Genomic DNA, 12230 nt, shown 5'->3' with positions numbered 1-12230 from the left:
TTGCTACGGCGCCGACGATCGTTTCATGAATCGATCATGAATCATGCAAGAACCTCAGTAGACAAAACATTCGATCGATTTCTTTCTCCCACGCGTATCGGGCATGAACCGAGACCATGCACGATGGCGGCAAAGGCCTGCCACACAAGCGTTCCACGTATTTCACGCCAGTCGCGCCCGCCGATTCCCATCACGTCACGAACGCTCGCCGAGCCCAACGCCGAGTAGGCAAAAGCCGCCCCGAGCCCACTATTTATCTCTCCAACGTGAATATTCAACGAGATCACTGCTCAATTTTGAGATAGGTTTATCTCAATTTAACCTAAAATAGAGATTTCCCCTTCCGGAGATCCCACCATGAAACGCCTAGCTGCGGTCGCCATGAGCGTGACACAATCCATTAGTATTCCTATCCATTACCCTGCGGCGAGAGCCGCATTGCTCGCGCTGCTGCTCTCCGCTTGCGGCGGCGGCGGCGATCAGGCCAAGGTCAACGCCGCCGCACCGACGAACAACGTCGTCGCACCGGCTTCCAGCTTGCCGTCGACATCTTCGTCCGGCACGGCCGCGCCCGCATCCGGTGCGTCGTCGCCCTCGAGCACCGCTTCGGCATTGCCGTTCTTCGGCGTGAACGGACATTACGTAGACGGCGGCGTCTATGCGTCGGTCCCGCTCGCCACTCAGGCGGCCCATCTTGCCGGGCTCGGCATGAGCGTTTATCGGCAAGACGTGTACATCCCGGCTCACATCGACACGCTTGCGTCGACGGTCATCCCCGGCCTCGGCTCCAACGTCACGGTCCTGCCGATGATCCAGGCGCACCCCTGGGCCGATCCCTCGCTGAACGGGCAGCAGCCGACCGAAGCGAGCGCCTATGCGTACGCCTACAAGCTTTCCGTCTACGCGGCGAAGAAGCTGGCCGGCATCCCGATAGTGGAATTCGGCAACGAGTACGACATCGACAGCCACAACGCGCCGATCCAGGGCGACGGCATCAATGTTTCGGATTACGACAATTCGACCTTTCCCATTTGGCGCGGCGCGCTGAGAGGCGCGCTCGACGGCTGGCGCTCGGTCGACACGAATCGCACGACTAAGCTGATCGCGAACGCGACGTCGGGCGCACTGCATTTCGGCTTCCTCGACGGCCTGATGACGGGCACGCAACCCGACGGCACGACCGGACACCCGAAGCTCACGCCCGACGTGATCCAGTGGCACTGGTATTCGAACGGCGGCGACCTCGAAAACGCACTCGGCAAAACCGGCCGATACAACGTGCTCGCGCGGCTGAAGGACCGCTACAACTTGCCGATCGTCGTCACCGAGATCGGCGTGAACACGGACAACTCGGACGCGCAGATCGCGGCCTACATCGCGAAGACGATTCCCGAGCTGGCCGCCGCGAAAGCGACGTACAACGTCATCGGCTTCGACTGGTACGAACTCTATGACGACCGCAGCGGCGCTTACGGATTGCTGACGAACAGCGCACAGGAAAAGCCGCGCTACGGGCTCATGAAAACGGCAATTGCCGGCGCCGTTCCGAACTGATCGGCGACCGCGCGGCGCCGATCGCGTCGGGAAAACGCGGCACGCTTGTAACCAACCGGTAACGCGTGCTTCCGCTTTGCACGAACGCGGCCCGACTCGTCCGCGCACGCGTTTGCAATCGGATTGTGCAGGCCGCTCGTGCGGCTTTCGCCCGCGCGCGCCGTTGCGCCGCAACGGAGTTACCGCAGCGGTTACCTTTGATTACAACGCCGCCGTTGCACGGCAAATGCGGTTCGTACAATGCAATTGCCCAAACAACGTATAGGAAGAGGCAAAAATGAAAGGTAATCGTTTGGTCGCGCTGACTGCTACGGGTCTGTTCATCTTGATGTCGTCGGCCGCGCACGCGGCGGGCGGCGGTGCCGGTGGCGGCGGCCACGGCGGCGGCATGGGCGGCATGGGTGGTGCCGGCGGCAATTCGGGCGGCATGTCGGCGGGCCATATGAGCAGTTCCGGCATGACGAACACGAACGGCTTCAAGTCCGGCGACCGCGACAAGGGCCTCTCCCGCGCAGCGGATCGCTCGGATACGCAGGCCGATCGCGCGAGCACGCAAACGTCGCGCTCTCACGCGCGCCATGCGTCGACCCATATGAACCACCACCATGTGGGCAAGCACGTGGCCGTCGGCAAGACAAGCTGATCGATCCATCTCGACGAACGAAGTCGACGACAAGGGCGCCATCGGCGCCCTTGTCGTTTTCCGCGCGACACCGTGCGTCCGCGCGCCGCCAGGCACGCGACGATTCATCCCTCTTACATCGACGCGAAGAAGCAATCGTGCGGCGGATCGGCGCCGCACCGGCAGCGATCGCCCGCGCATGATCCGCGGCAAGGCGAGCCGTCCGCGCTCGGCGTAGCGTCGCCTGCAGCTCGCGGCGTCGGAATGCCGCATACCCCTCCCCACTATACAAATTCGCACATTGATATATACTCCCCCCCGGTATTTAGGGGAGAGGCGATGAGCCACACCATTCGAGAGAAACAGAAGCTCCTGAACCGCGTTCGCCGCATCAAGGGGCAGGTCGAAGCGATCGAGCGCGCGCTCGAGGAAGAATGCGGCTGCAACGAGGTGCTGCAGCGGATCACGAGTTGCCGCGGTGCGATGAACGGCCTGCTGGCCGTCGTGCTCGAGGACCACATTCGCACGCATCTCGTCGACGCGGCCGACGACCACGAAGGCAGCGCGACCGAGCAGTTGATCGACGTGGTTCACAGCTACTTCAAATAATCGGAGCGATCGATGAGCGAATTCGAAAACGTCGCGTTCGGCGCAGGGCACGACCACATCTTCCTCGGCGCGGCACACGAGCAGAACGAACGCAGAACCTGGACCGTCATCGCGCTGTGCTCGGCGATGATGATCGCGGAGATCGTCGGCGGCACGCTGTTCGGCTCGCTCGCGCTCGTCGCCGACGGCCTGCACATGTCCACCCACGCGGGCGCGATGCTGATCGCGGCGCTCGCGTACACCTATGCACGCCGGCACGCCAACGACCCGCGCTTCGTGTTCGGCACGGGCAAGCTCGGCGACCTGGCCGGCTTCACGAGCGCAATCGTGCTCGCGATGATCGCGCTGTTCATTGCGTACGAAGCAGTCGCGCGTTTTCTGTCGCCCGTGCCGATCCATTTCGACGAAGCGATTCCGATCGCCGTGCTCGGCCTGCTCGTGAATCTCGCAAGCGTGTGGCTGCTGAGCGGCGATCACCATGGGCACGGCCACGGGCATGGCCATCATCACGGGCATGGACACGGACACGACGGCCATCACGATCACGAAGACGAAGCGCAGACGATCTCCACGCGCGCAGGCGCCTTCATCGTATCGATCTTCGAGGACGGCGTGCCGCCGGTATTCCGCATCGCGCCCGCGGCGGCGAGCCAGCCGGCAATCGGCGACGCGCCTGCAACGATCACGACGATCCGCTCCGACGGGACGCGGCAGACGTTCGGGCTGGCGAACCGCGGCGCCTATCTGGAATCGACCGACACGATCCCGGAGCCGCACGCGTTCACCGCCATCGTGAGCTTGCACGGCGGCGAGCATTCGCTCGCGTTCATCGAGCACGACCACGAGCATCATCACGAACACGGCGGCTCGAGCGACGCCACGGCGCGCGACCACAACATCCGGTCCGCGTATATCCACGTGATCGCGGACGCGGCGGTTTCGGTGCTCGCAATCGTCGGGCTCGTGCTCGCGCGCGCGTTCGGCTGGATGTGGATGGACCCGCTCGCGGGCATCGTCGGCGCGCTCGTGATCGCGAACTGGTCGTACGGCCTCATGCGCGACACCGGCCGCATCCTGCTCGACGTCAACCCGGACGCTCGCCTCGCCGCCAACGTGCGCAGCTCGATCGAAAATGGCGGCGATCGCGTCACCGATCTGCATGTCTGGCGTCTCGGCCCCGGCCACATGAGCGCGGTGGTGTCCGTCGCGACGGGCGATCCCGCACGCGACTCGGGCTTCTATCATCAGTTGTTGAAGCGCTTCAAGAGTCTGTCGCACGTAACCGTCGAGGTACACGGCCGCGCCTGACGCGAAAGTGAAACGAATCACATCGTCGTTGACGACGGCGTCGCCGAATCGCCGCGTTGCCCGATTCGACGAATGCATGCAGTGCCGTCGCGACCGCCGTGACCCAAACCCGCGGTCAAACGTATCGGCGCATGACAGCCGTGTTTCCGCGCAATCGCCCGCTCGAGCCGCGATCGCCGCGCTCGAGCGCGTGAAATGCTTAACTCAGAACGCGTGACGCTTGCGCGAACGCTGTTGTCTCGTATCGACGTCGCCATCCGGCCGGTTACGCAACGCGAAGCGCCTTTCCCGCGCTTCAGCCGATCGAGCCTCCGATCGGACCTCCCTCCACCGCAATCCCCATCCCGCACGACAAACCCCGCGCCGATCCGTAATCGCAACGCGTCCGGAATTGGCTTACCGTTTTCGTCGGAGTGTTCTATGCTAAGACCACAAGAACCCGCAACTTCCGAAGCCGTGCCGCTTCGGTCGCCAACGAACGGGTTCGGGCGCAAAGACAACGGATAGCAATAAACGGAGGGGACCTCTATGCGCACCAGTCGATTCGTCCACTAGCCTATTCGCATTCCTACTCATTGATCGTCGACGCCGACGGTTCGCAGAGCGAGCCGACGGGCGCCGTCGCGCGCACGCACGCCTGGGTTCGGCGGCGCATGCGCGCAACGCACATTCGCCCGTTGCCCGCGAAGGTCTGTTCGCGCGCCCGCGCAAAGCGATAGTCTGCCGGCTGCGAGTGCCACGCAACCGGTGCAGGCAAGCCTTCGACGACAAGATATAGACGCCTCGCACGAACGGGCGTCGTTCGCCGCGCATGCGGCGCCATTCAGCAACCGGGGACATCAGATGGCTATCTCGCCGCGCGACGAACTGAATCGATCCGTCGATCTATGGTTCGCCTACAAAGTTCCGAAGCTGGTCAAGGATGCCGAGAGCGAAAGCGCGACCGGCTACGAATATGTCTACTACGATCGTCAAGTCGGCGCGGTGCAAAAATCGCCGAATCTGATGAAAGACTCGAAGGGCGCGCTGTTCTACACGCTCGATGCGATCTTCGGCGATCCGGGCGGCACGACGGGCTGGATACTCTACAACGACGAAATGCCCGCTGACGCCGATCGCTCGAACAACGCGACGCTCGGCCATACGAAGGGCGTCATCGCATTCGATGTCGCGTCGAACTCCGCATTGTGGCTGCTGCATTCGTGGCCGAAATATGCCAGCCCGTCGGAACCGGGCGTGCCGACGCCGCTGTATGGACAGACCTTCCTGTGCGTGAGCCTCGATCTCGCGACGGCGGGCAAGATCGCCGCGCAGATGGCGCTGCATCAGCAGCCGCAGGTCTATCTGCCACGCACCGGCGGACTCGATCGCTCGAGCCCGCTGTATGCGCTGACGCAGCCGCTCACCGCGTCCGCGCCCGCGGATTCCGACGCGCTCGATTTCAAGACCCGCGGCGGCGTGCCGTTCAAGGTGATCGCGAAGAACCGCAAGTGGAACAAGGATTTCTGGAACGACCTCGTCGGCCCGACGCTGAAGGCCGACATGTACGTGGAGACGTGGATTCGAGGCGAGATCCCGCCCGTCCTCGATTCCGACGGCATCCACAAGACTTACGACATCAAATTCATCGATCTGCGCAAGCTCGGCGCGCCGTGGGCATGGCCCGAAACGCAGGACCACGCGAAATGGGGCATCACGACGACCGACAACTGGGTGTGCGTCGGCGACATCAACCGAATGGTGTCGCAGGAAAAACGCGGCGGCGGCACGATCGCATTCCAAGATCCGAAGCTATGGAAAGCGCTGTCCGAAACCGATCTGATCGTGCCGCCGCCCGGCAAGACAGAAGCGCAGGCACGCGAGCTGATCCGCAAAACGCATGAATCGGCCGAATAGCGCAGCATCCTTCGCATAACAAAACGTCGACGCTCACGCGTCCCCACATCGCCCTGGAGCCTTGCCATGAATGCGCAACTACCCGAAAGCGCGCTCTTGCCGCTCGTCACGCGCCACACCGACATCTCCGCCGCCGCGCCGCTGCGCGGCACGACGACGCTGCCGCCCGTCGCATGGGACACGATCGGCCAAACCAAGCCCGTGCGCACCGCACCCGGCACGCGCGCCCCCGATGATCCGCTGCCGCGCGCCGACATCGTCGTGATCACGTGGACGAGCGCCGAGTGGTTCGCGCTCGACCACGTGTTCGTCAACAGCGACCGCACCGGCGATTACAACGACTACGCGTGGAAGCAGGCATGGCTTCCGTATACGCGAGGGGCATCGTCGTATGCGGCGGACTCGAAATCGGGCACGCTCTGGGGGCTCTTTCAGATGGTGCGAGTCGTCGATCGCTCCGGGCGCCCATGGAACGTGCTGCTGTTCAAGTCGAATGCGCATCTCGCGCATTCTCCCTGGCTCGACGGCTTGTCCGCGATGATCCGATGCATCGTCGAAGATGCTCGCCCCGACCGCATCTACACGATCGGCACCGCGGGCGGCGCGCGCCGCGATCAGCGCCTCGGCGACACGGTCGTCGCGAACGCCGCGCTGCTCGAGCTGCAACGCCCGCAGAACACGACGAGCCCCGATGGCGGCAACATGTATCGCTGCCCGACCTGGTATCCGTCGACCGCGCTCGTCGGCGAAGTCGAGCGCACGTTGCTGTTCAGGATGAACGAGGTCGTGACGCCGCAGTCGCTCGCCGCGCTCTTCGACGAGCTGAAGGCTCGCCACCCCGACGATCCCGGCCTCGGCGAGCTTACGCTGTCGGATCTCGTCAACGACGCGATCCGGCCGGAATGTCTGAACGCGCCAGCAATTCGGCCGTTGAAGGATGCGCCGCTCCTGACGACGGACTTCTACTACATCGCGGAAGGCAACGATGCGCGCGCATACTCATGCCTCGAAATGGACGATGCGATCATCGCCCAGCAGGCGAACCGGCTCGGCGTGCGATTCGTGTGCGTGCGCAACATTTCGGACCCGATCGTCCGGCGACGCACCGACCGGGGCACGCCGATCTCCGACGCCGTGCGCGCCGACTGGTCCGGTCTCATCTACTCGACGTTCGGACTGCAAACGAGCTACAACGGCGCGCTCGCGACGTGGGCGACGATAGCCGGCGAAGGCAGCGCGACCTACAACCCGAGCCGCGACTACAAGCCCGTCGACGAAGAGGACCCGCTCGAGGTGCAGCTCGCCTTCCAGGTGCGCTCGTGCGGCACATGCTCGTTCTTCTGGCCCGCCGACCTGAAGAAGCGCGCGTACGGCCCGTACACGGCATTCGATTTCGACGTCACCGTGCCCTATCCGGCGAGCGCGAACGGCAAGAGCGGCGCGGCGCGCTGGATCAACGGCCGCACGCGTCCGCCGGCGTTTCCGAACGGCGAAGTGATCGACGGCTGCCGCAAGGCGCCCATCATGACGATCGGCATCAATCCGAATCTGACCGCCTTCCTGCCGGGCCAGACGGGCGCCGCGTGGTGCTATCCGGATTTCTCTTCCGACGGCGACACCGATGCGTGGGCCAAATACGCGTGGTACTACCGTTATCGCACCGTCTATCAGGAGAAGCTCGATCTCGATTTCGTGCGGCGCTTCATGCTGCCGGAAGGGCGCGTGATCGCGCCGCGCGGCGGCGAGGTAACGGGCGCGGCGCGCGTCGACGACAGTCCCGCGTGGTCGATCACGGTGCGCTACGATGGCGACGCCGCCGACACGAAGGTCGCGATCCCCGGCCAGCCGGGCGATTTCCCCTACGTACTCCTCTTCGATACTTACAAGCCGCACAACCGCTTCGCCGCGGGCGACGTGCTCGCCGCCCGCGTATCGGTGCCGGAAGGCATCCAGATCGAGGTGTTGCAGCAGCCGCAAAGCTACTACCTGCAGTTCGTGCCCGTGCTCGAAAAATTCGAGCGCACGCTGCACGGCGACGGCCACCCGGCCGCCTCGCTGCGCGTCGGCGAGGACGTGTGCCAACTCGACATGGTCGCGTGCGCGTCTCCACATTGGAAACCGGGATTTCTCGGCGGCAGCGACGCCAGCGTCGCGAACATCGTCGACAACTGCGTGAGCCGCAACGCATGGGCGATCAAGCAGATGGTGCAGACGCGGCCCGCCGTGCTCTACATCGTCAGCCAATCGAGCTGGAACATGTTCCATGCGGCGTTCGGCGCGCACGTGCGGCGCAATCCGCCGCTGTCGACGCATCCCGCCGACAAGGATTACACGCTGCTGAAGGAAACCAGCGACCCCGCGCACCCGGCCTATGTCGAATTCGACGTGACGATCGACGGCACGCGCTACTTCAGCCGCACACGCCTCGTCATCACGCCGCACTTCTCGTACAACAGCTTCTTCCTGCAGCAATACCGGATGAGCGCCGGCGAATGGCAGGCGTTCAGCGCGACGCAACCGCAATGCGCCGCGGCGCTCACGCCGCAGAACGGCTTCACGCTCGTGCTGCCGACGCAGGAATATCCGTACGATTACGTCGCGATCCAACTGCCCGCCGACGCCGATGCAGCGAACGCGGCGCGCGCGTGGCTCGCGAGCCAGTTCCCCGACGCGTATCGCACGCTCTGCGCCTATTTCGTCGACGCGCACGCGGCGATGGCGTCGGTGCTCGACGAGCTCTACGCGCAACGCGCGCTCACGTGGCACGACGCCGACGGCGGCGGCTATCTGTCGCGCACCGAAGGTTCCTGCCGGTTCTGCGTGAATCGCCACTGGCAGTTCCCGAACGAATGCCGCTACGACAAGACACGCGAGTCTCCGCCGCCCGCCGGATTTCTCGCCAAAGTCGCGCAACACCTCGTCGCCACCGGCAAGCCCGCCTTGCCGGCCGCCGCGCCCGCGAGCGCCGAAGCCGGCGCGCCGGCCGCCCCAACCGGAGCCATGCAATGAACACGCCCGATTTGCCGCAAGACATGCGCGTCGCCCCCGATTCGGTGCGGGTATGGCGAGGCTTCCGGTTGCCGTCGCTCGGCCTCGATCAATTCATGAGCAAGCTCGGCACCGTATTCGTGCCGGCCACCGTGAAGATGCAGATCGACGCGGGCCTGCGCGCGTACGCGCCGACGGTGCCGGCGGGCCTGCCCGGCAAGCCCGCGTCGGTGCCGGATGAAACCGCGATCCTGTTCTGGGCATCGCCCGCGACGTACTGGAACGGCTTCACGCGGCTCGCGGTGCGCACGTACACGCTGACGCACAACGGCGTTTATCTGACGCAGGACAACCAGAGCCGCGCCGATTTTCCGGTCCGTTTCGACGGCACGCTCGCCGTCGACCAGCCCGTCTATCTGTACGACGAGCCCGCCGACTGGATGCACGGCGCGATCCGCCATCTCGTCGCGGCGCGGCCGTCCACCGTCGACGCCGTGTCGTTCCGCTCGGCCGTCGCCAAAGCGCTCGCCGATATTCAGAAGAACGTACCGCTTGCCGGCGCGCTCGCGTGCACGGGCAACGACTACGTCGTCTACTGGGAGCTCGGCCCCGTCGCGGCCGGCTCGGCACAGGCACCGACCGGCGTGCCGCGCCTGCAGGCCGTGCTGACCGACTGGAAGGAAACCTTCGCGCCCGCGCCCACATTCCTGCCGATCGGGCTCTGGGACGAATGGGCCGGCATGGACGTGCGCGCGGGAAGCAGCTTCAACATGCAATTCGAACGTGAGGGCAACCGATGAACACGCCGCAGGAATCCTTCCCGGTCGCGCCGAACGCCGTCTACGTGTGGCGCGGCTTCCGGTCGCCCGCGCTCGACTACGAGCATTTCGCGCAGTTTCTCGGCAGCGTGTTCGTACCGGCCTGCGTGCTGCTGCAGCCGCCCGTCGGCCTGCGCGCGTATCTGCCGACGATGATTCCGCAAGCCGGCAAGCCGCCCGCCGTTCCGGACCAGACCGCGCTGATGTTCTGGGCGACGCCTTCGTCGCACGATCGCGCGACGAAGGCGATCGCGGCGCGCATCTATCAGAACCTGCACGGCGACGCCTACGACATGACGCGCAGCAAGCTGCCCGAAGTGCCCGTCGCGATCGATCCGCATGCCGATGCGCTCGTCGCCGAGCAGCCCTACTTCCTCATCGATCGGCCCGCTGACTGGATGTTCGGCAGCGCGAAGCATTTCGTCGGCGCGCGTCGCGCGAATACGCGGCCAACCGATTTACTCGCGGCCGTGCAGGTGTGGGCCACTTCCTTTCAGGCCGAGCCGCCGGACGGCGTCGACGGCGCGCTCGTGTGCTGCGGCGACGACTACGTCGCCGCATGGATACACAGCGCGTCTCCACATCCGCGTCCGTGTCCGGAGCTCGATCGGCTTGCGGCGCTGACGACGCCCGTGCTGCGGATGGCGCCGCGCCCGCTCGCATTGCCGGCCGGCTTGTGGGACGACTGGCCGGGCCTCGATCTCACGCGCGACACGTGCATCAATCTGCAATTCCCTCGGCCGCGCACGTCCCGCGCGGCGCCGCGCGCGCCGGAGGCATGAATGGTCCCGATCGAACATTTCGAGGTTCCGCATCTGGCGCTGTGGAAGTCGTGCGTCGCCGAAGTGCTCGCGCATGCGCTCCGTCTCGAGCATCGCGCGTCAGCCGGCATCGACGCCGATCATCCGCTGATGCGCGCGACCGACCGCTACTGCCGCGCGATGCTCGAAAACCGGCCGCTCGATCCGCCTCCCGCCGACAGCAACGACGAAGAGGCGGTGCAAACCTATCTGTCGTATCTGCATCATCGCCGCGCGCACGCGAACATCGCCGGCGATGCGCAGATCGAGCGCGACGTCGAGCATCAGACGCAGCAGTACAAATTCGGCAATCCGCTATGGCAGCAGATGTACGTCCAGTATTTCAAGTACTACTGGCAATATCCGTATCACAAAGGCAGCGAACCGCAGTACCGCTCGTGGCAGGCCGCCGACGCCGGCAAGGGCGACCTGCGCTACGGCGTGATCGAATGGAAGCTGCCGGCGCGCGCGCGAATCGCGATCGTCGGCGACATCGGCACCGGCACCGACGTCGCGGCAGCCGTGCTCGTCGCCGCGCTGAAGTTCTCGCCGGATGCAATCCTGCATCTCGGCGACGTCTATTTCTCCGGCACGCGCTTCGAAACCGAGCACCGGTTGATCGGCCTCGTGCGCGACGTGCTGCGCAGCGACAAACGACGCGTGCCGTTCTTCACGGTGCCGGGCAATCACGAATACTTCACGGGCGCCGTATCGTTCCTGCACGCGCTCGATTCCGGCGAACTCGTCGACGGCCCCGCGCAACGGCAGCAGGCAAGCTATTTCTGCCTGCGCACCGAGGACGACGGCTGGCAATTCCTCGGCCTCGACACGGGCTACCACGGGCACTACATGAACGTCGCGGCATCGGCGCAGCAAGCGACGCTCGAGCGGCTGCACATCGGCAAGATCGAGACGGCGGCCGCCGGCGCAAGCCCGCACTGGCCCACCGACAGGAATCCGTACTTCCGCCTCGCGTCGCTCGCCGATCAGCCGCCTCGCGACACCACGTCGCCCGTCGATCAGGTGACCGTTCGCACCGACGAAGCCGTCTGGCATCTCGACAAGCTGACGAACTTCTCCGGCCGCTCGATCCTGCTGTCGCATCATCAGCTGTATTCGGCGCTGGACGTGTGCGGAATCGCGCAACGTCGCGAAGCGTCCGGGACGCCCGATTCATCCGATTTCAATCGCGAATGGGTGAACACGGGACTATGGCGGCAATTCGGTCCGACGTTCGGCGATCGCGTGGCCGCGTGGATCTGGGGCCACGAGCACAACCTCGGCATCTTCGCGGATGCATACCGTCCGGCAGACTGGCCGACCGAAGGCGACGACGCGGCGCACATCTTCAAGACGCTGCCGAAAGGCCGCTGCGCGGGGCACAGCGCGATACCCGTGCAGGCGAGCGAAGCGCCTTACGCGCAAAAGTACCCGGTTCCGCTGAAGCAAGCGGACCTGCAGCTCGACCTGACCGACGACTGGTACAACCGCGGCTTCCAGATTCTCGAGCTCGCCGGCGCGGGCAAGCCCGCTCGGCTCAGCTATTTCCAGATCGCGGGGGCGGACCCGACGCCGCTGCCGCTGTTCGTCGAACCGATCTCATGATTCGCCGGCGCTGCCGGGACGCCGTTCCCG

Annotated in this window: 9 protein-coding genes; all 9 read left to right on the top strand. The window is 65.1% G+C overall.

Translation table 11 applies throughout. The features are described 5' to 3' along the window. Positions 1-357 precede the first annotated feature (357 nt). On the top strand, positions 358-1554 hold the full coding sequence (locus WS78_RS32350; protein ID WP_063889431.1) for a glycoside hydrolase family protein: 1197 nt from the start codon (positions 358-360) through the stop codon (positions 1552-1554). 277 nt (positions 1555-1831) lie between these two features. Continuing rightward, entirely contained in the window at positions 1832-2197 is a 366-nt protein-coding gene (locus WS78_RS32345; protein ID WP_059576531.1) for a hypothetical protein, read from the top strand. A 318-nt stretch (positions 2198-2515) separates the two neighbouring features. Then, positions 2516-2785 (top strand): metal/formaldehyde-sensitive transcriptional repressor, encoded by a 270-nt coding sequence (locus WS78_RS32340; protein WP_038746235.1) that lies wholly within the window; start codon positions 2516-2518, stop codon positions 2783-2785. Positions 2786-2797: 12 nt separating this feature from the next. Next, positions 2798-4093 (top strand): CDF family Co(II)/Ni(II) efflux transporter DmeF, encoded by a 1296-nt coding sequence (gene dmeF / locus WS78_RS32335; protein ID WP_059576534.1) that lies wholly within the window; start codon positions 2798-2800, stop codon positions 4091-4093. Positions 4094-4936: 843 nt separating this feature from the next. After that, a complete protein-coding gene (locus WS78_RS32330; protein ID WP_038746226.1) occupies positions 4937-5989 on the top strand; it encodes a deoxyribonuclease II family protein in 1053 nt (350 codons plus the stop codon). Positions 5990-6055: 66 nt separating this feature from the next. Next, complete coding sequence (locus tag WS78_RS32325; protein WP_059576537.1) at positions 6056-8998, top strand: phosphorylase family protein; 2943 nt, start codon at positions 6056-6058, stop codon at positions 8996-8998. Then, positions 8995-9777 carry a hypothetical protein gene (locus WS78_RS32320; RefSeq protein ID WP_059576540.1) on the top strand — a complete coding sequence of 261 codons (783 nt, stop codon included), beginning with the start codon at positions 8995-8997 and terminating at the stop codon, positions 9775-9777. Before WS78_RS32325 ends, WS78_RS32320 begins: the two co-directional genes overlap by 4 nt. Then, positions 9774-10577 (top strand): hypothetical protein, encoded by an 804-nt coding sequence (locus tag WS78_RS32315; protein ID WP_038746218.1) that lies wholly within the window; start codon positions 9774-9776, stop codon positions 10575-10577. Before WS78_RS32320 ends, WS78_RS32315 begins: the two co-directional genes overlap by 4 nt. After that, positions 10578-12200 carry a metallophosphoesterase family protein gene (locus WS78_RS32310; protein ID WP_038746215.1) on the top strand — a complete coding sequence of 541 codons (1623 nt, stop codon included), beginning with the start codon at positions 10578-10580 and terminating at the stop codon, positions 12198-12200. Positions 12201-12230 lie beyond the last annotated feature (30 nt).

Source organism: Burkholderia savannae (genome assembly GCF_001524445.2).
GTDB classification, from domain to species: Bacteria; Pseudomonadota; Gammaproteobacteria; order Burkholderiales; family Burkholderiaceae; genus Burkholderia; species Burkholderia savannae.
The sequence above is the reverse complement of the archived record's forward strand: the minus strand, read 5'-3'. Positions and strand labels throughout refer to the sequence as shown.